Annotated in this window: 24 protein-coding genes; 10 read left to right on the top strand and 14 right to left on the bottom strand. The window is 62.5% G+C overall.

What is annotated here, in order from left to right:
• Positions 1-38: 38 nt before the first annotated feature.
• The 6 genes from E8Q40_RS19455 to E8Q40_RS19430 all read right to left on the bottom strand — a co-directional run bounded on the left by E8Q40_RS19455 (position 39) and on the right by E8Q40_RS19430 (position 5,419).
• On the bottom strand, positions 39-656 hold the full coding sequence (locus tag E8Q40_RS19455; protein WP_137046089.1) for an ATP-binding cassette domain-containing protein: 618 nt from the start codon (positions 654-656) through the stop codon (positions 39-41).
• Positions 653-1,354 (bottom strand): ABC transporter ATP-binding protein, encoded by a 702-nt coding sequence (locus E8Q40_RS19450; protein ID WP_246662929.1) that lies wholly within the window; start codon positions 1,352-1,354, stop codon positions 653-655. The genes E8Q40_RS19455 and E8Q40_RS19450 overlap by 4 nt, the downstream gene beginning before the upstream one ends.
• The gene (locus E8Q40_RS19445; protein WP_137046088.1) at positions 1,354-2,097 is read right to left on the bottom strand and encodes an ABC transporter ATP-binding protein; all 744 of its coding nucleotides are present in this window, start codon (positions 2,095-2,097) and stop codon (positions 1,354-1,356) included. Before E8Q40_RS19445 ends, E8Q40_RS19450 begins: the two co-directional genes overlap by 1 nt.
• A 3-nt stretch (positions 2,098-2,100) precedes the next feature.
• A complete protein-coding gene (locus E8Q40_RS19440) occupies positions 2,101-3,120 on the bottom strand; it encodes a branched-chain amino acid ABC transporter permease (RefSeq protein WP_205995601.1) in 1,020 nt (339 codons plus the stop codon).
• Positions 3,120-4,040: a branched-chain amino acid ABC transporter permease gene (locus tag E8Q40_RS19435; protein WP_137046087.1), complete on the bottom strand. Its 921-nt coding sequence runs from the start codon at positions 4,038-4,040 to the stop codon at positions 3,120-3,122. Before E8Q40_RS19435 ends, E8Q40_RS19440 begins: the two co-directional genes overlap by 1 nt.
• Positions 4,041-4,126: 86 nt before the next feature.
• Complete coding sequence (locus E8Q40_RS19430; protein WP_137046086.1) at positions 4,127-5,419, bottom strand: ABC transporter substrate-binding protein; 1,293 nt, start codon at positions 5,417-5,419, stop codon at positions 4,127-4,129.
• 139 nt (positions 5,420-5,558) lie between these two features.
• Here E8Q40_RS19430 and E8Q40_RS19425 point away from each other — a divergent pair, with 139 nt between their 5' ends.
• The 3 genes from E8Q40_RS19425 to E8Q40_RS19415 are packed head-to-tail and all read left to right on the top strand — an operon-like array spanning position 5,559 to position 7,540.
• Positions 5,559-6,419: a MurR/RpiR family transcriptional regulator gene (locus E8Q40_RS19425; RefSeq protein ID WP_246662928.1), complete on the top strand. Its 861-nt coding sequence runs from the start codon at positions 5,559-5,561 to the stop codon at positions 6,417-6,419.
• 43 nt (positions 6,420-6,462) lie between these two features.
• Positions 6,463-7,275, top strand: coding sequence for an SDR family NAD(P)-dependent oxidoreductase (locus E8Q40_RS19420; protein WP_137046085.1), 813 nt, complete (start codon positions 6,463-6,465; stop codon positions 7,273-7,275).
• Between the two features lie 55 nt (positions 7,276-7,330).
• Entirely contained in the window at positions 7,331-7,540 is a 210-nt protein-coding gene (locus tag E8Q40_RS19415; protein ID WP_137046084.1) for a hypothetical protein, read from the top strand.
• 284 nt (positions 7,541-7,824) lie between these two features.
• On the opposite strand, the gene E8Q40_RS19410 is transcribed toward E8Q40_RS19415, so the two are convergent.
• The 3 genes from E8Q40_RS19410 to E8Q40_RS19400 form a co-directional block, all read right to left on the bottom strand.
• Complete coding sequence (locus E8Q40_RS19410) at positions 7,825-8,520, bottom strand: VIT family protein (RefSeq protein ID WP_137046083.1); 696 nt, start codon at positions 8,518-8,520, stop codon at positions 7,825-7,827.
• A gap of 19 nt (positions 8,521-8,539) precedes the next feature.
• A complete protein-coding gene (locus tag E8Q40_RS19405; RefSeq protein WP_137046082.1) occupies positions 8,540-8,704 on the bottom strand; it encodes a DUF3309 family protein in 165 nt (54 codons plus the stop codon).
• Between the two features lie 211 nt (positions 8,705-8,915).
• Positions 8,916-9,632: a sensor histidine kinase gene (locus E8Q40_RS19400; RefSeq protein WP_168197914.1), complete on the bottom strand. Its 717-nt coding sequence runs from the start codon at positions 9,630-9,632 to the stop codon at positions 8,916-8,918.
• Between the two features lie 503 nt (positions 9,633-10,135).
• Between E8Q40_RS19400 and E8Q40_RS19395 the strand changes: the two genes are divergently transcribed.
• The gene (locus tag E8Q40_RS19395) at positions 10,136-11,761 is read left to right on the top strand and encodes a choline dehydrogenase (protein WP_137046080.1); all 1,626 of its coding nucleotides are present in this window, start codon (positions 10,136-10,138) and stop codon (positions 11,759-11,761) included.
• Positions 11,710-12,561, top strand: a complete 852-nt coding sequence (locus E8Q40_RS19390) for a transporter substrate-binding domain-containing protein (protein WP_137046079.1) — start codon at positions 11,710-11,712, stop codon at positions 12,559-12,561. Before E8Q40_RS19395 ends, E8Q40_RS19390 begins: the two co-directional genes overlap by 52 nt.
• Before the next feature lie 48 nt (positions 12,562-12,609).
• Here E8Q40_RS19390 and E8Q40_RS19385 read toward each other — a convergent pair whose 3' ends face one another.
• From E8Q40_RS19385 to E8Q40_RS22310, 4 genes are all read right to left on the bottom strand, one after another.
• Positions 12,610-13,053 carry a hypothetical protein gene (locus E8Q40_RS19385; RefSeq protein WP_137046078.1) on the bottom strand — a complete coding sequence of 148 codons (444 nt, stop codon included), beginning with the start codon at positions 13,051-13,053 and terminating at the stop codon, positions 12,610-12,612.
• A 72-nt stretch (positions 13,054-13,125) separates the two neighbouring features.
• Positions 13,126-13,311, bottom strand: a complete 186-nt coding sequence (locus E8Q40_RS19380; protein ID WP_137046077.1) for a hypothetical protein — start codon at positions 13,309-13,311, stop codon at positions 13,126-13,128.
• A 116-nt stretch (positions 13,312-13,427) separates the two neighbouring features.
• A complete protein-coding gene (locus E8Q40_RS19375; RefSeq protein WP_137046076.1) occupies positions 13,428-13,904 on the bottom strand; it encodes an MgtC/SapB family protein in 477 nt (158 codons plus the stop codon).
• Positions 13,905-13,966: 62 nt separating this feature from the next.
• A complete protein-coding gene (locus E8Q40_RS22310) occupies positions 13,967-14,269 on the bottom strand; it encodes a hypothetical protein (protein WP_246662926.1) in 303 nt (100 codons plus the stop codon).
• A 109-nt stretch (positions 14,270-14,378) separates the two neighbouring features.
• Between E8Q40_RS22310 and E8Q40_RS19365 the strand changes: the two genes are divergently transcribed.
• A complete protein-coding gene (locus E8Q40_RS19365; protein ID WP_137046075.1) occupies positions 14,379-15,560 on the top strand; it encodes a low temperature requirement protein A in 1,182 nt (393 codons plus the stop codon).
• Here the strand turns inward: E8Q40_RS19365 and E8Q40_RS19360 are convergent, their stop codons facing one another.
• Positions 15,561-16,733 (bottom strand): CaiB/BaiF CoA-transferase family protein, encoded by a 1,173-nt coding sequence (locus E8Q40_RS19360; protein WP_137046074.1) that lies wholly within the window; start codon positions 16,731-16,733, stop codon positions 15,561-15,563. It lies immediately after the preceding gene.
• A gap of 261 nt (positions 16,734-16,994) precedes the next feature.
• Between E8Q40_RS19360 and dctP the strand changes: the two genes are divergently transcribed.
• The 4 genes from dctP to E8Q40_RS19340 all read left to right on the top strand — a co-directional run bounded on the left by dctP (position 16,995) and on the right by E8Q40_RS19340 (position 21,292).
• Positions 16,995-17,984, top strand: a complete 990-nt coding sequence (gene dctP / locus E8Q40_RS19355; protein ID WP_137046073.1) for a TRAP transporter substrate-binding protein DctP — start codon at positions 16,995-16,997, stop codon at positions 17,982-17,984.
• Between the two features lie 69 nt (positions 17,985-18,053).
• A complete protein-coding gene (locus E8Q40_RS19350) occupies positions 18,054-18,596 on the top strand; it encodes a TRAP transporter small permease (RefSeq protein ID WP_137046072.1) in 543 nt (180 codons plus the stop codon).
• Complete coding sequence (locus E8Q40_RS19345) at positions 18,593-19,912, top strand: TRAP transporter large permease (RefSeq protein WP_137046071.1); 1,320 nt, start codon at positions 18,593-18,595, stop codon at positions 19,910-19,912. The genes E8Q40_RS19350 and E8Q40_RS19345 overlap by 4 nt, the downstream gene beginning before the upstream one ends.
• A 21-nt stretch (positions 19,913-19,933) precedes the next feature.
• Entirely contained in the window at positions 19,934-21,292 is a 1,359-nt protein-coding gene (locus E8Q40_RS19340; RefSeq protein WP_137046070.1) for a malonyl-CoA decarboxylase, read from the top strand.
• Positions 21,293-21,313 lie beyond the last annotated feature (21 nt).

The raw sequence follows: 21,313 nt of genomic DNA, 5'->3' as shown, positions 1-21,313 counted from the left end.
CTCACGTTGCAATGCAATATGGGGTGGAGGTGGGGCGATCAGGGAGCCAGCGCGCCGAGATACTGGCGCACATCCGGTTGCCGGGTCATGTCCGGCAAGGTGGCATACTCGGACACCCCGCCTTTGTTGACGAACAGGAAACGCTCGCACACTTCCCGCATGATGTCGATCTGGAATGGCGCGGTGGGATGCAGGCAGATGAAGACCAACCGGTTGTCGCTGCGCAGTTTGCGGAAGAAATCCAGCATGAAGCCGATATAGCCGTCCTGGGTATTGAACTGCGGCTCGTCGAATAGATGGACGAGGGGATAGGAACCGGCCGCGCGTTCCATCATGAAGGACGGTTTGCGCTTGCGGAAATTCCGCACCTGATAGGACTGGTGATAGTGGATCGCCAGCCGGTCGCGCTGGCTATAGCGCACATTCTGGATGTCCTGGCCAGCGACCATGATCCGCCCGCCTGTTGGCGCATTCGAGCCTGCGATCATCTCAAACAAGGTGGTCTTGCCGGCGCCGTTCGGTCCCATGACACCAACGATCTCCGGACGATCGAAGCCGAGATCGACCCGCAGCGAGAAGGCCGGTGTGCGGTCGAACGTGCCGCGATGATAGACCTTCTCGACATCGTCGAGACGTAGCAGCGGCGCTGCGCTCATTGCAGGCCTCCGAGCAGTTGACGCTTCAAGGCCGGATCGCTGCGCAGGGCTTCGGCTTCACCCTTCCAGGCGACCTGGCCGTGCGACAGCACGACGACGTGATCGGCCACCGACAGCGCGATGTCGGCATTCTGCTCAACCACAATGCTGGCGATGCCGGCGTCTTTCAGGCGACAGATAACGCCGAGCACGTCGTCGACAATCTTCGGCGCGAGCCCCTGACTCGGCTCGTCGAACAGCACGAGTCCCGGCGAGCCGAGCAGAGCGCGGCCGATCGCCACCATCTGCATTTCGCCACCGGACAGGGTCTCGGCTTCGCGCGCCATCAGATATTTCAGTGGCGAGAAAATCTCGGTCACCTCGTCAAGTGACCAGGCGCGAAACGAAGTTCGCTTTTCGCCGAGCATCAAATTCTGACGTACCGTTAATGTCGGGCAAAGCCGGCGATCGTCCGGCACCCAGCCGATGCCGGCGCTGGCGATCTCATGGGTCGGTCGCGCCGCGATCGACCTGTCGCGAAAGCGGATATCACCCTGCCGTGCGCGCGTCAGGCCGAGGATCGAGCGCAGGACCGTCGTCTTGCCGGCGCCATTGGCACCAAGCAGCGCCAGCACCTCGCCCTCGCGCAGCGACAGCGACACGGAGAACAGCGCCTGTGTCTCGCCGTAGAAGGCGGTGATGTTGCTGACTTCGAGCATCAGTTCAGCCGTCCCAGATTGGAGGACTCGACCCAAGGGTTCTGCTTCAGCGCCATAGGGGTGCCGCGGGCGATCACCTGGCCCCAGTGGATCACGGAAATCTCGTCGGCCAGCGAGAACAAGAACTCCATGTCGTGTTCGATCACAACGATGGTGAGTTGGCCCTTGAGGCGGGCGATAAGTTCGGCCAGTCGCGCGCGGCCGTCGGCGCCGAGGCCGGCGGTGGGCTCGTCGAGGAACAGCAGCTTGGGCCTGCACGCCAGCGCGACGCCGATCTCCAGCGCGCGCCTGGCGCCGTACGGCAACGACTTGGCGTCGTCCCGCGCGCGGTCGGCAAGCCCGATGCGTTCAAGGATTCCGTAGACCTCGTCGGTGACGGCGGGGTCGGCGTAGGCTGACGTTAGCATGTTGGTGCTGCGCGAACGGGTCGCCGGCAGCGCCACCGCGATGTTCTCGAACACGCTGAACTCGTCGAACAGATTCATAAGCTGGAACGAGCGCGCCACGCCGAGCCGCACGATGTCCTGCGGCGAGCGGCCGGTGATGTCCTGCCCCTGCCAGAGCACGCGGCCACGGTCCGGCTTGTAGCGGCCGGTGAGGACGTTGAAGCAGGTCGTCTTGCCGGCGCCGTTCGGTCCCATGATGCCGGACAGCTTGCCTTCCTCGAAGGCGAGCGACACGTCTTCCAGCACGACGCGGTCACCGAATCGAAGATGCAGTTCTCGGGCTTCGAAAATGGCCATGGCTCACCTCGCCACTGACGTCGGTGCCGGCTGCGGCGGGGCATTCTTCGGTGCCGCGCGGCTGCGCATGTACCCCTGGAACAGGCCGGCGATGCCTTCGGGCTTGAATAGCACCAGAATAACAAAGCAGAGACCGAACCACAGCATCCAGCCGGTCGTGACCGCGCCGATAACGTCGCGCGCCAGGAAGAAGGCTGCCGCGCCGATCACAGGCCCCCAGAACGATACCAAGCCGCCGCCGACCAACGTCATCATCACGACGTAGCCGGAATAGTGCAGGCTCATGACGTCAGGAAATGCAGAGTTCTGCGCCATGGCGAACATGCCGCCAGCCATGCCGGAGAGACAGGCCGACAGGATCAGCACCGCGGCTTTGTAGGCCCAGACATTGTAGCCAACGAAGCGTGCGCGCATTTCGTTCTGCTTGATCGCCTTGACGACGCGGCCGAACGGCGAATGGACGAGCCGCCACAAGAAGACCGTTACAGCGGCGAAGACCACCAGAACGAAATAGAACAGCGCGACGTTGCTCTTGAGGTCGAAGCTGGCGAAGCCGGCTGTCACCGGCAGGCGCTCGATCTTGAGCAGCCCGTCTTCGCCGCCGGTGATCGAAGTTGCCTTGATGGCGACGAACCAGAACACCTGACCGAAAGCGATGGTCATTAGTGCGTAATAGATGCCGCGCCGGTGCGAGATGAACAGCGCGACGATGAGTCCGGCAATTGCCGCGGCCGCTGCGGCGGCGGCAAGACAGAACCACAGGTTCGGCCACACATGGTGCTGGGCAAGACCGAAGGCATAGGCGCCGATGCCGAAGAACGCGCCGTGGCCGAAGGACGGCAGGCCGGCATGGCCGAGGACGAGGTTATAGGCGAGTGCGTAGGTGGCGAAGATCAGGATCTCGACGCCGAGATACTGATAGAGTCCGACCTTCTCGATCCAGAGCGGTACGCTGGCAAAGACGAGCCAGGTGCCGATCATGGCGAGCGTAATGGCCGGAGCGCCGCGTTCGATTTGCGTCATCAGACCTCCAGCACGCTCTTCTTGCCGAACAGGCCGCGGGCGCGGAACGCCACGACGCCGATCAGCAGCAGATACATCGACAGCATCGACCATTCGGAGGCGTAGGCCGCCGACAGGCCAACCACCATGCCGACCAGCAACCCGCCAATGACGGCGCCCCAGAAGCTGCCGACGCCGCCGAGCACGATGATCAGGAAGGCCGGCACCACGGCATCGACGCCCATATGCGGGCGGATACCCCAGAGTGGCGCCATGACCACGCCGGCGAAGGCCGCGAGCATGGTGCCGAGCACGAAAATCCACACGCGCAGCCGCGTCAGATCGATGCCGAGGGCCTGGACGATCTCGCTGTCATGGGCGCCCGCCTTGACCATGGCGCCGAACCGCGTGCGCTCGACGATGAACCAGACGCCCGCCATCGCTACAATCGCCATCGCGGCCGCCCAGAAGCGGTAGGTCGACCAGATCAGATCGAGCATGATGAAACCGCCGCCAATATCGTTCGGCACCGGCAGCATGTAATCGCGCGTGCCCCAGATGACGCGGATCATTTCCTCCAGCACCATGGCGACGCCGAAGGTAAGCAGCAATCCGTACAACGGATCGCGACCGTAGGTGCGGCGCATCAACCGCTCCAGCACCAGGCCGAACGGCGCCACCAGGATCGGCGCGACTACGATGGCGGTGGCAAAGCGCCAGCCGAGCGGCACCGCGGCCCAGGCGGCGATCGCTTCGTTCGGCAGCGGCAGCTTCGCGGCGCACACCGCGTAGGCGAAATAGGCGCCGAGCGCGAACAGCGATCCGTGCGCGAGGTTGATCTGCTCCATCAGGCCAAGGATGAGCATGAAGCCCAGCGCCACGAGCGAAAACAAGAGGCCCAGCGCAATGCCGTTCAACAGGTGCGGCAGGAGTTCGAGCATCGATACAAATGTCTTTCGTCCAGGATTGAAAAGCCGGCGCCCCAGACCCGTTTGTCCGGAGCGCCGGTTGTGAGTGCACCCGGAAACTACATTTCGAAGGTCGGCACTTCCGGAAACGCCTTCAGCTTGCACTTCTGGGCTGCAGCGTCGTCCTGCGTGGCTTCGGGCTTGGACCAGCTGATGATCTCATAGAGATCGGTCTCGTCCTTCGGCTTGCGGTTGCGCCGCGCCAGATAGATCGTCTGCTGCACCTGGTGCGTCACCGGATCGATATAGGCATCGAAGTGCTGCATGCGGTCCGAGGCCGACATCTTGTGACCCTCGAGCTGCTTGATGACGGCGTGATTATTGGTCGACCCCGCCCGCTCGATGGCCCGCAGAAGCTCGCGCGTCGCCATGTAGCCGTTGTAGGAGACGTTGCCCGGTACCGGGATTGGCGATTGCGGGTTGGCTTTCTTCCAGCGTGCCACGAAGTCGTCGACGCCCGGCAGCGCCAGCTTGTGATACCAGGTGGTACCGAACACACCGAACAAAGTGTCGGCAGCGCCCCAGATATCCGGCCAGTCCTGCTGGTTGTTGATCCAGGCCGTCTTTTCCTCGAGCTTGAGCGAGCTGATCTGCTGGCGCAGCACCTTCATGTCGTCGCCGCCGATCGCCATGGCGACGACGTCGGGCTTGGCCTGCTGCACTTTTAGCAGATACGACGTGAAGTCGCGTGTGTTCTGCGGCACCAGCAGATTGTCGATGATCCTGCCGCCAGCCGCTTCGACTTGTGTCTTGGTCGCGGCCGAGGTGGTGTGGCCCCAGACATAGTCGTTGGTGAGCAGCAGCCAGTTCTTGCCGATGCCGGACACCGCGTTCTGTACCGCCGCCTTGGAGAAGTTGGTGCCGTTGCCGTCCCACACGAACTTGATACGCGAGCAATTCTCGCCGGCCTCGCTCGGCGCCGAGGAATTGCTGTTCAGATAGATGGTGCCGTACTTGTTGGCGACCTGGGTGATGGCGTTGGCGACGCCCGAATGCACCGCGCCGATCAGGAAGCCGCAGCCATCCTGCGAGATGAAGCGCTCGGCGACGCGGGTGCCGGTCGCCGGGTTGGTTTCGGTATCGGCGGTGATCCATTCGACCTTGCGGCCGAGCACGCCACCTTTGGCGTTGAACTCGTCGATCGCCATGCGCATGCCGCGCAGGTCGTCCTGGCCGCTGTTGCCGTACTGGCCGCTGGCGTCGCAGGTGAGGCCGATTTTGATGGGCTTTTTGGCGCCCTGCGCCAGAACCCGGGTGTGTTGCCATGGTCCGAAGAAAGCCGCCGTGGTCAGCAAGCCGCCTTTGACGACCGTGCGGCGCGAGAGGCCGCCACTCGATGAGCGTCGCTTCATTGTTCCCTCCAATCGTGGCCGCACTTGTTCGCAGGCGTTCCACGCCTATAGAATAAACGTTCCAAGTATGCTGTAAAGTGAAATAAACCAGCTATCGTCAGAATCGCGGTAGGCATTGGAGGGCAGGATTGCGAAGGCCATGACCGCCAACATGACCACCAAGGCGAAATCGAAGGTGTCCCGAGCCGACACATACGAGGAGTTGCGGCAGAAGATTGCCCGCCTGCATGCGGATTTCTCCGACCGGCTGCGCGTGATCGCCGAATTCGCGCTCGAGCACCCGACCGAAATGGCGCTCGGCACGGTCGCGGAAGTGGCGCAGCGCGCCAAGGTGCAGCCGTCGGCGATCGTCCGCTTCGCCCATGCCGTCGGCTACAGCGGCTTCACCGAGATGCAGCAGGTCTTTCGCGTGCGTCTCGTCGACAATGTCGTGCCGAGCTACAAGGAACGCATCACACGCATGCGCCGCGATGGCGGCTTCGACGGCGGCAGCGCGCCGCATTCGGTGTTGTCGCGCTTTGCCTCGGAAGGCATTGTCTCGCTGGAGAGCCTGCAGGATCGCGTCAGCGACAATGATCTCGCCCGCGCCATCGACCTCCTCGCCACGGCGCGGCACATTTATGTGCTCGGCCTCGGCGGTTCTTTCCCTGTCGCAGCGCATCTGACTTATGTGCTGCGCAAGTCCGACCGCCGCGTCGTCATGCTGGACGGTCTCGGCAGCGCTATCATGGACCAGGCCAGCCAGGCGACGCCGCAAGATGCACTGGTCGCCATCAGCTTCCGCACCTACAATCCGGACACCGCCAGGGTGTTTCCGGAAATCGTGGCGCTCGGCGTGCCGACGATCACCATCACCGACAGTCTGCTGAGCCCGATCGTCGCCGGTGCTACCGTCGTGTTCGAAATTCCGGACATGCCGGAGCCATCGCTGCGCACCATGGTGGCGCCGATGTGCCTGGCCCAGACCTTGGCTGTCGGTCTGACCCTCACCGCCGATTGATCGTCCGGCGTGCTGTAAGATTTTCGAACAAGAGCTGGAAGCCATGAGTACACGACTTCTGGAAGGCAAGGTTGCGCTGGTGACCGGGGCTGGCCGGGGCCTCGGACGCGCCTTCGCCGAACGCCTGGCGGCCCTCGGTTGCCATATCGCCGTTCATGGCATGCGCGAGCATGGCCCGGCGGAATTCGGCGGCGCGCAGACGCTGACGGATGTCGCCGCCGCCATTGCCGCGGAGCACGGCGTCCACACCGTGAAGATCCTCGGCGACTTGACAGTGCCGGACGACATCGCCCGCGTGATCGCCACGGCCGAGTCCGCACTCGGCGCCATCGATATCCTCGTCCACAATGCTGGCGGCGACATCGCCGCCAAAGGCGGCAAGCCCGATCCGAATGACGTCGTGCATATCAAGGCCGAGGATGTGCGCGCGGTGATCGACCGCAATCTGATGAGCACGATTTTCGTTTGTCAGGCGGTCGCCAAAGGGATGATGGAGCGCCGCAGCGGCCGCATCGTCACCATCGGTTCGGTCGCCGCCTTCAAGGGCCGGACCAACGCCTCGATCTATGCGACGGCCAAGGCCGGCGCCTTACACTTCACCCGCTGCCTCGCCGACCAACTGCGACCCTATGACATCACGGTCAACAGCATCGCGCCCGGCGATACCCGCACCGAACGCTTCGTCGCAACGCGCGCGGTCGATCCGGCGCGGATGGCAGAAGGCGGTACGCTCGACCGCATCGCCACTGTGGATGAAGTGGCGCGGGTGGTCGAGTTCTTCGCCGGCCCCATGGGCGCATTCGTGTCAGGCCAGGTCCTGAGAGTCGATGGCGGCGGCCAGCTTTGGGCCGGGTAACTCAGGCCGCCGGTCCAATTCCGGAACATTCCGGGCGGCGCGCAGTTCATGCCACATGGATTTGGGAAAACGACAGGCCCTGCAGAAAGCGCTCACCGCGGCGACAGATCGCGGCGCCCAGATCATCATCCGGCGCGGCGGTCTCGACATTGGCATCCTGCCGGACTTCGTCTGCTTCGAAACTTATGTCGAAGCGACGGCGGTCGATGGCCAGATGCTGACCTTGCGCTACGAGGAGATCGAGGACGTCAAGACGACGGCCTAGCGCGACGAGCGCAGCATGTTGTTCCATCGCTACGAAACGCAGCGAGAGCAGCGAACGAAGCACGATTCCAGAAATTCAGCCAATATTGCGTCAACAGCTGCAGAAGAACCGTGGCGATAAGCAGTCCAACCAGCAACCACGCACGCCAGCTCGTCGGGCCACGCCAGAATCCGGAGGCGCTCTGCCAGAATCGCGCGATCAGCCGTCTTTCACCTGGAGCAATGTAGATGTGCGGCATAAATACTGACCTGAAGGATACCGTCGTCGAGAACCCGATTCCCCATTCAGATCACCGTGCCGAACAGTTTGCCGATACCGGCCGTAATCGCCAATGCCAGCGCCCCCCAGAATGTCACACGGGCGGTGGCGCGGAGAATGTTAGCGCCGCCCGCTCGCGCGCCGATCGCGCCGAGCAGTGCGAGAAAGCCCAGAGACGCCCCCGCGACGACGGGCACTAGCGCGTTTGCGGGCGCCACGATGACCATGAGCAGCGGCATGGCCGCGCCGATGGCAAATGTCGCGGCCGATGTCAGTGCGGCTTGCACCGGACGCGCGGCGGTGATTTCGGAAATTCCGAGTTCGTCACGGACGTGGGCCGTCAAAGCATCATTTGCCGTGAGTTGCTGGGCCACTTGCCGGGCCAATGCCCTATCGAGGCCGCGCTTCACGTAGATATTTGTCAGTTCATCGAGTTCAAAGGCCGGGTTGTCGCTCAATTCCTTGCGCTCGCGCGCGAGGTCCGCACGTTCTGTATCGGATTGCGAACTGACCGAAACATACTCGCCGGCGGCCATGGACATGGCGCCGGCCACCAGGCCGGCAACCCCCGCGATCAGGACCTCGTGTTGTGTTGTGGCCGCCGCCGCAACGCCCACGATCAGGCTTGCAGTCGAGATGATGCCGTCATTGGCCCCGAGCACTGCCGCGCGCAGCCATCCGATGCGGCTCACGAGATGGTTTTCGGTGTGGAGGCGGGTCATCAGGTTCCTTGACTGCCGATCATATGCGCCCGAGCAGCATCAGAATGAGCACAATGATCAGGATCGTGCCGATCAATCCCACGCCGCCATGACCGAAACCGTAGCCGTAGCCTCCGAAGCGGCCGCTGAACCCGCCAAGCAAGAAGATGATCAGGACGATAACGAGAATGAGTCCGAGTGACATGACTGATCCCCCTTTGCTGCCGCTACATGAAAATAGAATCGGTTCCCAGTATTGTGCCCAGACGCCTACTCTTTCTTCTCAATGGAGATTCCGCCTTTTCCAACGCTAATCTCGATGCCGGTGGTCTTTTGGCGCTCCTGGTAGAGTTAGTAGCTGACGACCGCGGCAATGACGACCAAGGCGGCAATTGCAATATAGAGAAGATTGCGGTTCATGATCTCGTTCCCTGAGGTTTGAACGTTACCGAAAATCTGGTTCCCTGACCGTGATCGCCCTTGGCGAAATGGAGTTCGCCGTTTATTTGCCTTGTCAGCGCGGCGATTATCTTCATGCCCAACCCAGGCGTGGCTATTGGGTCGAAAGCCGCTGTCAAGCCCGGGCCGTCGTCGCTGACAGAAAGAGTGCAGTCTCCATTCGGCGTTACGCTTAGTTCAATCGTTATATTCCCATTTGTGTACTTGATCGAATTCGTGATCAATTCGCTGGCGATGAACCCAAGAGGAATGGCGGTGGCGCTCGGGATGTTGAGTTCGGTTCCTTTAATACGTATTGATCGTTCGGGCGTGTCGCCCGACACCATATCGAAAAGATCGTCGCACAGTTTCTCAAGGTATTGTTTTAATTCGATACTTTCGACATTGTCCAAGGTGTGGAGATGTCGATGAACGCGTGCAAGCGTTGCGATACGGTTGGCGGCAATGTTCAGTTCGGCCGTCGTATCGGGGTTCTTGGACCTGTGGCTCTGTACCGCGAGCAGGCTCGTGATTAACTGAAGTCCGTTCAAAAGACGGTGCTCGGACTCCCTGGCCAGAACTACAATCTGTTGAGTCGCTTCTTCTTTCTGCTGCAGCAGCGCTCTTTCCCGAACGAGGGTCTCTCGCAGCTTGGATTCGGTCGCTCTGTGCCGACGCAGTTCTTGCTCATACATCGAAATCGCAGGGCACTCTGACACGGGACAATTGGCCGGCCGTTGAAATGGCGTTTCCGGCTTCAATTGAGTTTGTCTCCAGTTGTCTCGTGAGAGTCCGGACGCAGGCATGGAAAGTCCTCCCCAAGCCTATGAGTGCAATGACTTGCCGAAATCCGAGAAATGTCGTGTTGTCGTGCTGCAGGCACAAATATTGTATCTTTATTTCACTCGAAGAAGCGCCGGAGAGATTTGATACAAGTCAACTGTACTAGATGTTAGAAAAAGGTCTCCATTCTCTGGAAAGGCAAGGCGATTCAACCGCATGTGTGTGGTAATTGTTGCGTTGACCGAAGCAAGTATTCGTCGGCCTTGCGGAGATGAAGCCTCTTCGACGCGCTCCGGGGGCACGCCAATCGGTTCTTTCTTCCGATCATCGGCGATTATTCCGGCAGCTGAAGCCGGTCTTTCCGGCTAACGAATTTTGGCTACACTCCCGGCAAATGACAAATCGCCCGGGGGAAATGCCTTTGCAGGATGCAGGTTCGTTCGATTACATCGTTGTCGGCGCCGGCAGCGCCGGATGCGTTCTGGCGGAGCGGCTTTCGGCCTCCGGCAAGCACCGCGTTCTTCTCCTCGAGGCCGGCGGCCGCGACCGCAACATCTGGATTCACATTCCGCTCGGCTACGGCAAGCTGTTCACCGACGCGCGCGTCAACTGGCTCTACCAGACCGAGCCGGAGCCGGAACTGAACGGCCGCCGTATCATCCAGCCGCGCGGCAAGGTGCTGGGCGGGTCGAGCTCGATCAACGGCCTTCTCTATATCCGCGGCCAGCGCGAGGACTTCGACCAATGGCGCCAGCTCGGCAACGCCGGCTGGGGCTTCGACGATGTGCTGCCTTATTTTCGCAGATCGGAAGATCAGGAACGGGGTGCTGACGATCTGCACGGCAAGGGCGGGCCGCTCTGCGTCTCGGACGTCGAGACGCATCCGTTGTGCGAAGCCTTCATCAAGGCATCGGAGCAGGCGGGCCATCCGCGCAATGACGATTTCAACGGTCCGAGTCAGGAAGGCGCCGGCTATTATCAGCTCACCGCACGCAACGGTCGGCGTTGTTCGACGGCCAAGGGCTATCTCAAACCGGCGCTGAAGCGCGCCAATCTGAAAGTCGTCTCGCAGGCTCTGGCGACACGCATTCTGTTCGAGGGCAAGCGCGCCGTCGGCGTCGAGTATCGCCAGCACGGCCAGGTGTTCCAGGCACGAGCTGCGGGCGAAGTCGTGCTGTCAGGCGGAGCCTTCAATTCGCCGCAGCTGTTGCAGCTCTCCGGCGTCGGGCCCGGCGACTTGCTGCGCTCGCACGGCATCGAGGTGCGGCACGAGATGCGCGGCGTCGGCGCCGATCTGCAGGATCATTTCCAGGCGCGCTTCCAGTATCGCTGCACCGAGAAGATCACCGTCAACGACACGATGGCGAGCTTGGCGAAACGCGTCGGCGCGGCGCTCGATTACGCGATCTACCGCAAGGGACCGCTGACCATCGGCGCCGGCTACGCCGGCGGCTTTTTCAAGACCGATCTATCACTGGCCTCACCCGACGTGCAGATCCACTTCATCCTGTTCAGTGCCGACAGCGTCGGTCAGAAGCTGCATACGCATTCCGGCTTCCTCGCCTCGGTCTGCCAGTTGCGTCCGCACAGCCGGGGCACCGTGCATATCAAGTCGGCCGATCCGGCCGAGGCGCCCGCCATTCAAGCGAACTATATGTCAGCAGCCTTCGATCGCGACGTGATGATCGCCGGCATGAAGCTCACTCGAAACATCATGAACCAGCCCGCAATTGCGCGCTATGTGGCGGAGGAGATCAATCCCGGCCCGCAGGCGCAGAGCGACGAGGCACTACTGAATTTCGCCCGCGACAAGGGCACGACGGTGTTCCACCCGGTGAGCACCTGCCGCATGGGGCCGGATGCCCATGCGGTGGTCGACGAGCGGCTGCGGGTGCGTGGTCTCGACGGCCTGCGCGTCGCCGATGGATCGATCATGCCGACCTTGGTGTCGGGCAACACCAATGCGGCGATTATCATGATCGGGGAGAAATGCGCCGACATGATGCTGCAGGACGCAATGCGGCCAGCGGCGGCGGCGTAAAGCGCAATCCCGATCTGTGTACACCGCTTGCGTTTGGCAGGCTCATTCGGTCAAGCTCATGCCCACAGTCATTGGAGCGTGAGTTCTTCGTGAAATTTGCATATCTTATCGAGCCGCCATTCAATTACCGGACGGCCGACGGGACCGTCACGGGTTGCGACGTCGAGCTTGCTCGCTACATCTTCTCGCAGATTGGCATCGCATCCTTTGAGCCGATCGAGACCGAATTCGCCAGATTGATCCCGGGCATAGTGCACGGGCGGTGGCGTATGACGACGGGGCTGTTCGCGACCGACGAGCGACGGAAAGCCGTCGCGTTCACGCGGCCGATCTGGGCGCTCGCCGATGGCCTGTTGGTCCGGCAAGGCAATGCGTTAATTCTGTCGGGTTACGCATCGGTGGCCGACAACACCGCGTGCACGCTTGCCGTTGTAAGGGATCAATATCAACATCGCTCGGCGCTCGAATTCGGCGTACCCGAGCGGCGCATCCTGATCTTTGAGACCTATGGTGAAGCCGCTGCCGCCGTTCGCGATGGGCGGGCCGGTGCCTTTGCCAGCGTCGCTCGCGCCCATGCCGGGTTTATCGATGGGCATCCTGATTGGAAGCTCGACGTCGTTGCCGTGCCGGCCGTCGAAAAGCCGCCGGCCTACGGTGCTTTCGCTGTCGGAAAAACGGACGACGAGTTTCGTCGCATGATCGACAGCGTCCTTGAGCGCTTCGTCGGAAGTGAGGCCCATCGTTCCATGATGGCCAAATTCGGCTTCACCGACGAGGACATCGACCGGTTGGTGCGATGAGAATGGCCGCGTTCGGCAGCGGCGGCGTAAAGCGCAACAGCTTTCGCGTTACACCTGTTCGGCGTTGAGATAAGCGAGCCGCGCGCCGCAGAATGCGCAGAAGACGCCGAGGCCGAGCGCGGTCAGGCCGGCGATCACGTCGATGGTGCCGCCGAGATTGCCGCTCTTGCTCATGACGCCGCCCGCGGTGGCCATCGCGAACACCACGGCGATGAGGAAACGCTGCGCCAGCCGCGCCATGAACTCGCGGCCGCGCGCCGCGGCGATGAGATAGGCGCCGGTGCTCCAGCCGCCGATGAAGCCGGCGCCGGCGATGGCCCACCAGGCGATGGCGGACGCCATCTGCCTGGCGTTGCCGGCATTGACCTCGCGCAGCACGGCATCGAGGCCGGCGCCGAACACCGTGAGTACGATATGCACCACCAGCGCCGCGAAGGCGCCGCAGCCGATGGCCGCAGCGTAGTGCAGTCTGCGCAGGATGTCGCTGTCCATGGTGCCTTCGGACGATGTTGCCAGCGGATGGCTTTAGGCTGTCATCCAGACTAGCGCAACGCCGGAGCCGGGTCAGCGCCCTGCGGTCCTCAGAATGCCCTGGACCACCAATTCATGAAACTCGCGCTCCAGCGCGTCGAGCGCGGCACGGCGGGCAGGAGTCATGAGATTGGTCCAGCCCTTGGCCTGTTCGATGTCGTCGTGGCCAAAATCGGCGTCGGGCTGCAGGGGAGGGGCTTCTTTGAAGGCGAGACGCATGGAGAATTTCCGGGCGGCAACGTGTTTCCGGCACAGCTATCTGAGTCGGCCATCTGCCGATAAGTCCCCCGGACAAAAATATAGACCGGCCGCCGGCGTTCGAAATTTAAAAATTGTCAACGATTTGATGAGCCGTTCGGTGCGTCGTCGCCAGGAAACAGCTTGCTTTCAAGCCAGCCGAGACCCGCCAGCACGACAAGCGTCAGCACTACGCCGATGACGACGAGGTGCCAGGCCGCCAATGCGCAGGCGATGCCGAGCGCGGCTGTGACCCAAACGGAAGCGGCGGTGGTCAGACCATGAACCGTTCCGCTCTCCTTGTCGCGCAGCACGACGCCGGCGCCGATGAAGCCGATGCCGGTGAGCACACCTTGCAGCACGCCTTGTACGACGCGGCTCAGCGCGTCCGGATGTTCGTCAAGGCCGCGAAAATCGATGGCGGTCATTGTCGCCAGCGCGGTGCCAACGGCGACAAGCGCTAGCGTCCTGATGCCGAGCGGTTTGCCCTGCATCTCGCGATTGACGCCAATCGCCATGCCGGCGCCGGCCGCGGCGAGCAGGCGGAATATTTCGTCCCAGGTGTTGGCGTCCATGGCGCATCAACTGGAACTGGCCGCGGAAGTTCCATTGCGCAAATACGAAGCCGTGCCCGGCGTCAGCGTGTCCGGCCTCGGTGCCTGCGGGCGCTCGACTTGGCCGCAGTTTGTTTGCCGGCCTGCTTTGCGCTCATCCTGAGTGCCTCGCGGAAGTCGGCGGTGCGGCCGTATTTCTTCAAAAGGTCGCGGAAAGCTTCCTCGGTGATTTCGTCGAGGTCTTTCATCTGCTCGCGCGCCATCAGGGAGATCGCGTCCCAGGTTGCGCGGTCGATCCTGATGCGCTTGCCGATCAGGTCGTCATCGCCCGAGGTCGCCGCCTTGGTCCCTTTGCCTTCCGCCGGTTTGCGCTTTCTCTTTGCCATCGCATCAGCCTAACGCATCGGCGGGGGATTGGCTCCTGTCGTCGTGCCGGGCCGGTTGGCGGCTTCCGTCGCGACGGCTATGAATGTCTGGTCAACCTGGACCCCTCGCATGAGTTTCTTTGCCGCCCGAACCAGCCAATTGCGCGTTCGTGGCCATCACGAAAGTAGCCGCGTCACCTTCGTCGAATTGTTTTTCGACCTCGTGTTTGTTTTTGCGGTCACGCAATTGTCGCATGGCCTTCTGGCGCAGCTCAGTCTGACGGGCCTTGCCCATGCAACGGTGCTGCTGATCGCCGTGTGGTGGTCGTGGATCAACGCGGCCTGGGTCACCAACTGGCTCGACCCGGCGCGTCCGGCCGTGCGCATGATGCTGTTCGCGCTCATGCTGGCCGGCCTGGTATTCGCCGCGGCGATCCCCAAGGCATTCGAAGATCGCGGCGGCGCCATGGCGGTTGCCTATGTGTCGATGCACCTGGTGCGCGACCTCACGATGCTGTGGTCGCTCAACCGGCACGACCCCGTCAACTTCCGCAATTTCGTGCGCATCTCGACATGGCACCTGGCGGCGGCGCCGTTCTGGCTGGCAGGCGCCTTCGTCGACGCCACGTTGCGGCTCGAAGTGTGGACGCTGGCGGTGGCCATCGAAACGGTGGCGCCGATCGTCGGCTACTGGTTGCCGTGGCTCGGCCGTTCCACGACCGCCGAATGGGTAGTCGCCGGCAACCACATGGCTGAACGTTGCGGCCTGTTCATCATCATCGCGCTCGGCGAGTCGATCCTGATCACCGGCGCGACTTTTGCTACGCTGACCTGGACCAACGAAACGATTGTGGCTTTCCTGACAGCCTTCATTGGCAGCGTCGCGCTATGGGCGGTCTACTTCAATATCGGCGCCGAACGCGCCAGCCGGCAGATCGAAGCGTCCAGCGATCCCGGCCGCCTGGCGCGCTCGGGATATACCTTCATGCATCTGCCGATCGTCGCCGGCATCATTGGTGTCGCGGTCGGCGACGAACTGGTGCTGCATCACCCCGGCGGTCACGTCGAGCTGCCGGCGCTATGCGCACTGGTTGGCGGGCCGGCGCTCTATCTCACCGGCAACGCTTTGTTCAAGCGGCTCTCGGCGCCGAACCTGCCGCTCTCGCATCTGATCGGCTTGGGCCTTCTGGCCCTGACCGTTCCGGCATCCTTTTATATGACGCCGGTCATGCTATCGGCGACGACAACGGCAATCATGATCGTCGTCGCAGTGTGGGAGTGGTTGTCGCTGCGCCAGCGCGGGGAAGGTTGATCAGCCTTCGCCGATCTCCTTGAGGATCTCGGCCGTGTGTTCGCCGAGCTTCGGCGAGGGGCGGTCGCTGGCGGCGCGCCAGCCATCGATGACGATCGGCGTGCGCACGCCCGGAATTTTGCCCGACTTCGCGTCGGCGCTCGGATACTCCAGCTTCATGCCGCGATGAATGACCTGCGGGTCCTCGAACACCTGCTCGACATTGTTGATTGGCCCCGCGGGAACGCCCTGCGCTTCTAGCTGGGCGAGTAGATCGTCGCGCTTCATTTTCGAGGTCAATGCCGACAGCTTGCCGATCAGTTCATCGCGCCGCGTCAGGCGGCCGGTGTTATCGGCATAGGCCGGGTCGGTGCCCAGTTCAGGCGCGCCGAGAATGTTGCACAGCTTGACGTACTGGCCGGTGTTGCCGGTGGCGATGATGACGTGGCCGTCCGCGACCGGGAAAACCTGGTACGGCACGATGTTGGCGTGGGCATTGCCGATCCGCTTCGGGACATTGCCGGACACGAGATAGTTCAACGCCTGGTTGGACAGAACGCCAACGGTTGAATCCACCAGCGCCGTATCGACGTAGCAGCCTTTGCCGGTGGCTTTGCGCTGGTGCAGTGCAGCAAGAATGCCGATGACCGAATAGACGCCTGTGAAGATGTCCGACATCGGAATGCCGATACGGGTCGGCTCGCCGTCCGCCATGCCGGTCAGGTCCATGACGCCGCCCATGCCCTGCGCCATCAGGTCGTAGCCGGCGCGCTTGGCATAAGGCCCGTCCTGGCCGAAACCGGTGACCGAGCAATAGATCAGGTGCGGAAATTCCTCTTTCATGCTCGCATAATCGAGCTTGAACTTGGCGAGACCGCCAACCTTGAAATTTTCGATGAGAATGTCCGATTTCGCCGCCAGTTTGCGGACGATGCGCTGGCCTTCCGGATCCTCGAAATCGAGCTCGATTGAGCGCTTGCCGCGGTTGGCGGCGTGAAAATAGGCAGCGCCGAGATGGTCGCCGGCCTTGCTCTCGACGAAGGGCGGGCCCCACTGGCGGGTATCGTCACCGGCACCCTTGCGCTCCACCTTGATGACGTCGGCGCCGAGGTCGGCCAGCGTCTGTCCTGCCCAGGGACCCGCCAGGATGCGGGCGAGTTCGAGAACGCGGACGCCTTGGAGCGGCTTGGACATATTCTAAATCTCCGGGAACTTGGGCAGTGGCAGGTCGGTGGCGCTTATAGAGGCATCGTCCAAGGCTGGCCATACCGGAATTGCTCTGGGGCCCAAGGGGTTGCGCAGGAATTCCGGGTCGCGCTATGGCGCTGTGCCGCACCGGCGGATAATGTCGCCGCGGGGGCAAATGCTGTAGCAACCGCTATTCTATGGACGTGACATTGGGTGGGTGAAAATCCGCCACAACAAAAGACTGCAAATCGAATGGAGGAACATAGGATGACCAAAAAACTGACCACTCTGCTGGCGGCCGCGGCCGTTGTGGCGCTGTCGGCCTCGGCGCAGGCCCAGATCACCATGAAAGCCTCGCACCAGTTTCCGGGCGGCAAGGGCGATCCGCGCGACGAGATGGTGCAGATCATTGCCAAGGAAATGAAGGCGGCCGGCGTCGACATCCAGGTTTATCCTGGCGCGTCACTGTTCAAGCCGAACGATCAGTGGAACGCTCTGGTCAACGGCCAGCTCGATTTCGCGGCGTTTCCGCTCGACTATGCCTCGGGCAAGGTCGGCGCCTTCTCGGCCACGCTGATGCCCGGTCTGGTGCGCAACCATGACCGTGCAGCGCGCCTCAACAGCTCGCCCTTCATGAAGGAGATCAAGGCCAAGATCGAGAAGGCCGGCGTCGTCGTCGTTGCTGATGCCTGGCTCGCGGGCTCGGTCGCTTCAAAGAAGGGCTGCATCCGTAAGCCGGACGATATCAAGGGCCAGAAGGTCCGTTCGGCCGGCCCGACCTTTGCGCAGATGTGGCAGCAGGCCGGCGCTTCGATCGTCAACATTCCGTCGAACGAAGTCTACAACGCGCTGCAGACCGGCGTCGCGGAGGGCACTGACACCTCGAACGGCAGCTTCGTCTCATTCCGCATCTACGAGCAGGTCAAGTGCATCACCGCGCCGGGCGAGAACGCGCTGTGGTTCATGTACGAGCCGGTGCTGATGTCGAAGAAGAGCTACGACAAGCTCTCGGCCGACCAGAAGAAGGCGCTGATGGCCGCCGGCAAGAAGTCGGAAGATTACTTCAACGCCGAAAGCCGCAAGCTCGACGACAAGATGGTCGAGACCTTCAAGAAGAACAATGTCGAAGTCGTCACGCTGACGAAGGAAGAGTACGATGCCTGGATCAAGATCGCCCAGCAGAGCTCGTACAAGGTATTCGCCAGCGAAGTGTCCGACGGTCAGAAGCTGATCGACGCCGCTCTGGCCGTGAAGTAACCGGCATCCGCTACCGATCGGCCGGCCTCGCGCCGGCCGATTTTTCTTGAGAAATCTTCCGAGGGGATCATGGAACTCTTCACCCGCATCGTGCGGTGGTTGTCAGTCGCATTTGGCGTGTTTGCTGCGGCGCTCACGGCCGCAGCCGTGGTCATCGTCTGCCAGATGGTATTCGTTCGCTACGTGCTCAACGAGACCACAATCTGGCAGACCGACTTTGTCACCTTCAGCCTCGTCGCCGCGACCTTCCTCGGCAGTCCTTACGTTTTGCTGACAAAGGGGCACGTCAATGTCGACGTGCTGCCGATCTATGCCGGTCCGCGCGCACGCTGGTGGTTGGCCTTTTTCGCGGTGTCGATCTCGCTGCTGTTCGTCCTGGTGATGACCTGGCTTACCTTTTCGTTCTGGCTCGAGGCCTATGAGAACAACTGGCGCTCGGACTCGATGTGGCGCGCGCGGTTGTGGATTCCCTACATGGCCATGCCTGTCGGTCTCGGCATCCTGTCTCTCCAATACATCGTCGACTTTCTCGACCTGGTGACGGGGCGCGAGCCGCCCTTCGGCATCACCGGCGAAGGTCCGGCCGTTTCGATCAAGGAGACCGGCATATGAGTCCGGCAACCCAAGGCGTACTTGTCTTTGTCGTCACCGTCGCCGTCTTCCTGACCGGCGCGCCGGTTGCCTTCGCGCTTGGCGCGGTCGGCATCGCCTTCCTCGTCATCTTCCAGGGACCCGCATCCCTGCACGTTGCCGCCGAGACGCTCTATTCGGGCCTGCACGACTTCACGCTCGTGTCGATCCCGATGTTCATCATGATGGGAGCGGCGATCGGTTCGTCGCCGGCTGGGCGCGATCTCTACATCGCGCTCGATCGCTGGCTGTATCGCGTGCCCGGCGGGTTGGTGGTGTCGAACCTCGGCGCTTGCGCCATCTTCGCGGCGCTCACCGGTTCCTCGCCGGCGACCTGCGCCGCCATTGGCAAGATGGGCATTCCGGAGATGCGCAAGCGCGGCTATCCGGATGAAGTCGCCACCGGATCGATCTGCGCCGGCGGCACCTTGGGCATTCTCATCCCGCCGTCGATCACGCTGATCCTCTACGGCATCGCCACCGAGACTTCGATCGGCCGTCTGTTTCTGGCCGGCGTGATGCCTGGTCTGTTGCTGACCGCGCTCTTCATGGGCTGGACGGTGTACTACATCTGGAAGTCGGGCTTCCGCGCCTATGCGGCGGACTTCCGCTATTCGTGGAAGGAGAAGTTCGAGGCGGTCCCGAAGGTCGCGCCATTTCTCGTCATCGTCATCGCGGTGATGTACGTGCTGTATGGCGGCATTGCGACGCCGTCGGAAGCGGCCGGCGTCGGCGCGGCGTTCTGCGTTCTGTTCGCCGTTCTCATCTACCGCATGTGGAACCCGATGCAGTGGTGGGACATTCTACGTTCCACGACGCGCGAGTCGGTGATGATCCTGATGATCATCGCGACCGCCGTGCTGTTCGGCTACATGCTGACGTCGCTCTACATCACCCAGACCCTGGCGGAGGCGATCGCCGCCCTGAACGTCAACAAATGGGTGCTGATGGGCCTCATTAACGTGTTCCTGCTGGTCTGCGGCTGCTTCATTCCGCCGGCCGGCATCATTCTGATGACGGCGCCGATTCTGCTGCCGATCATCACCGCGGCGGGATTCGATCCGATATGGTTCGGCGTCATCATGACGATCAACATGGAAATCGGCCTCATCACCCCGCCGGTTGGGCTGAACTTGTTTGTCGTCAATGCGATAGCGCCGGATGTGCCGACCAAGACCGTGCTCTGGGGCTCGGTCCCCTATGTCGGGATGATGGTGCTCTGCATCGTGATCTTGTGTATCTTCCCCGAGATCGCCACATGGCTCCCCGACTATTTGATGGGGCCCATTGCGAAATAAAGCCGCTAGGATAGGAGCGTCATGAACACCTCGTTTTTCGGCGAACTCCTGCAATCGATTTCGGACCGCGGCCGGGCCTTGCTCGACCGCAGCCGACGCGGCGACGTCGCGGCGCGGTCGGACGGCCTCATCGAGCTTTGCGAAGATTTACTGTCCGGGCGCGGCGAAGCCTCCGGCGTGGCGCGGGCGCGCGACATCCTGTCCCGCTATGCCGAATTGACGATCGGCCCGCGCATCGCCTTCTTCGAGGCGCTCGTCAGCCGTTTCGGCGTGCAGCCCGAGCGGGTGAGCGAAGCGATCGCCGCCTGGCAGGCCAACCCGAATGACGACACCGCCGCCCGGCTCCACGTCGCCTCCGAGCCGCGCCGTCAGGAACTGTTCCGCCGGCTCAATCTGGCACCCGGTGGCACCGCGGCGCTGGTGCGGATGCGCGAGCAGCTCATGGACGCGCTGCCGAACCGGCCGGATCTGCAGCCGGTGAACGAAGACTTCGTCCACCTGTTCACGTCGTGGTTCAATCGCGGCTTCCTGGTGCTGCGCCATATCGACTGGTCGACGCCGGCGAACATCCTGGAAAAGATCATCCGCTACGAGGCGGTGCACGAAATCAGCGATTGGGACGACCTGCGCCGCCGCATCGATCCGCGGGACCGGCGCTGCTACGCCTTCTTTCATCCGGCGATGGTCGACGATCCGCTGATCTTCGTCGAGGTCGCGCTCACCCGCGACATCCCGGAGGCAATCGCGCCGATCCTGGCGCCCGAACGCGAGCCGGTCGAGCCGGACAAGGCGCGTACCGCGGTGTTCTATTCGATCTCGAACTGCCAGCGGGGTCTGGCCGGCGTGTCGTTCGGCAACTTCCTGATCAAGCAGGTGGTCGAGGAAGTCTGCCGCGAACTGCCCAAGCTCACGACTCTCGTCACCTTGTCGCCGGCGCCGACCTTCGCCAAATGGCTCAAGCGCGAGCGCGGGCAGGAGACCTCGCCTGCCATCAACGAAGCCGACAAGCAGGCTTTGGCTGCGCTCGACGAGCCGAACTGGTGGCTCGACGCCGAGAAGGTGGCGCAAATGCGCGAGCCGATGCTGCGCGCCGCGGCGTATTACTATCTCCGTGCCAAGACGCCGCGCGGGCTGCCGATCGATCCGGTGGCGCGCTTCCACCTCGGCAATGGTGCGCGGCTCGAGCGTCTCGACTGGCTCGCCGACGCTTCCGACAAGGGCATCGCCCAGTCCTACGGGCTGATGGTCAATTATCTCTACAATCTCGAGCACATCGAGAAGAACCACGAGGCTTTCGCCGAGCAGCGGACCGTGGTCGCGGCGTCGAGCGTGCAGCGCAATGTGCGGCCCTCGCTCGAATTGGTGCCGATCGCGGGCTAGGAGCGTTTCCAGGCGAAGTGG

It is taken from the genome of Pseudolabrys sp. FHR47 (genome assembly GCF_005153485.1).
Taxonomy (GTDB): domain Bacteria; phylum Pseudomonadota; class Alphaproteobacteria; order Rhizobiales; family Xanthobacteraceae; genus Pseudolabrys.
Note: the sequence above shows the minus strand (reverse complement) of the source record. Positions and strands in the feature narration are given on the sequence as shown.

Excerpts from the sequence above, each read along its gene's own strand:
- E8Q40_RS19405 (WP_137046082.1), bottom strand. The coding sequence starts at position 8,704 with ATGTCACTCGGACTCATTCTCGTTATCGTCCTGATCATCTTCTTGCTT.
- E8Q40_RS19425 (WP_246662928.1), top strand. The coding sequence starts at position 5,559 with ATGACCGCCAACATGACCACCAAGGCGAAATCGAAGGTGTCCCGAGCC.
- E8Q40_RS19420 (WP_137046085.1), top strand. The coding sequence starts at position 6,463 with ATGAGTACACGACTTCTGGAAGGCAAGGTTGCGCTGGTGACCGGGGCT.
- E8Q40_RS19375 (WP_137046076.1), bottom strand. The coding sequence starts at position 13,904 with ATGGACGCCAACACCTGGGACGAAATATTCCGCCTGCTCGCCGCGGCC.
- E8Q40_RS19395 (WP_137046080.1), top strand. The coding sequence starts at position 10,136 with ATGCCTTTGCAGGATGCAGGTTCGTTCGATTACATCGTTGTCGGCGCC.
- E8Q40_RS19450 (WP_246662929.1), bottom strand. The coding sequence starts at position 1,354 with ATGCTCGAAGTCAGCAACATCACCGCCTTCTACGGCGAGACACAGGCG.
- E8Q40_RS19380 (WP_137046077.1), bottom strand. The coding sequence starts at position 13,311 with ATGCGTCTCGCCTTCAAAGAAGCCCCTCCCCTGCAGCCCGACGCCGAT.
- E8Q40_RS19390 (WP_137046079.1), top strand. The coding sequence starts at position 11,710 with ATGCGCCGACATGATGCTGCAGGACGCAATGCGGCCAGCGGCGGCGGC.
- E8Q40_RS19440 (WP_205995601.1), bottom strand. The coding sequence starts at position 3,120 with ATGACGCAAATCGAACGCGGCGCTCCGGCCATTACGCTCGCCATGATC.
- E8Q40_RS19340 (WP_137046070.1), top strand. The coding sequence starts at position 19,934 with ATGAACACCTCGTTTTTCGGCGAACTCCTGCAATCGATTTCGGACCGC.
- E8Q40_RS19400 (WP_168197914.1), bottom strand. The coding sequence starts at position 9,632 with ATGTATGAGCAAGAACTGCGTCGGCACAGAGCGACCGAATCCAAGCTG.
- E8Q40_RS19430 (WP_137046086.1), bottom strand. The coding sequence starts at position 5,419 with ATGAAGCGACGCTCATCGAGTGGCGGCCTCTCGCGCCGCACGGTCGTC.
- E8Q40_RS19345 (WP_137046071.1), top strand. The coding sequence starts at position 18,593 with ATGAGTCCGGCAACCCAAGGCGTACTTGTCTTTGTCGTCACCGTCGCC.
- dctP (WP_137046073.1), top strand. The coding sequence starts at position 16,995 with ATGACCAAAAAACTGACCACTCTGCTGGCGGCCGCGGCCGTTGTGGCG.
- E8Q40_RS19350 (WP_137046072.1), top strand. The coding sequence starts at position 18,054 with ATGGAACTCTTCACCCGCATCGTGCGGTGGTTGTCAGTCGCATTTGGC.
- E8Q40_RS19360 (WP_137046074.1), bottom strand. The coding sequence starts at position 16,733 with ATGTCCAAGCCGCTCCAAGGCGTCCGCGTTCTCGAACTCGCCCGCATC.
- E8Q40_RS19455 (WP_137046089.1), bottom strand. The coding sequence starts at position 656 with ATGAGCGCAGCGCCGCTGCTACGTCTCGACGATGTCGAGAAGGTCTAT.
- E8Q40_RS22310 (WP_246662926.1), bottom strand. The coding sequence starts at position 14,269 with ATGGCAAAGAGAAAGCGCAAACCGGCGGAAGGCAAAGGGACCAAGGCG.
- E8Q40_RS19410 (WP_137046083.1), bottom strand. The coding sequence starts at position 8,520 with ATGACCCGCCTCCACACCGAAAACCATCTCGTGAGCCGCATCGGATGG.
- E8Q40_RS19445 (WP_137046088.1), bottom strand. The coding sequence starts at position 2,097 with ATGGCCATTTTCGAAGCCCGAGAACTGCATCTTCGATTCGGTGACCGC.
- E8Q40_RS19385 (WP_137046078.1), bottom strand. The coding sequence starts at position 13,053 with ATGGACAGCGACATCCTGCGCAGACTGCACTACGCTGCGGCCATCGGC.
- E8Q40_RS19435 (WP_137046087.1), bottom strand. The coding sequence starts at position 4,040 with ATGCTCGAACTCCTGCCGCACCTGTTGAACGGCATTGCGCTGGGCCTC.
- E8Q40_RS19415 (WP_137046084.1), top strand. The coding sequence starts at position 7,331 with ATGGATTTGGGAAAACGACAGGCCCTGCAGAAAGCGCTCACCGCGGCG.
- E8Q40_RS19365 (WP_137046075.1), top strand. The coding sequence starts at position 14,379 with ATGAGTTTCTTTGCCGCCCGAACCAGCCAATTGCGCGTTCGTGGCCAT.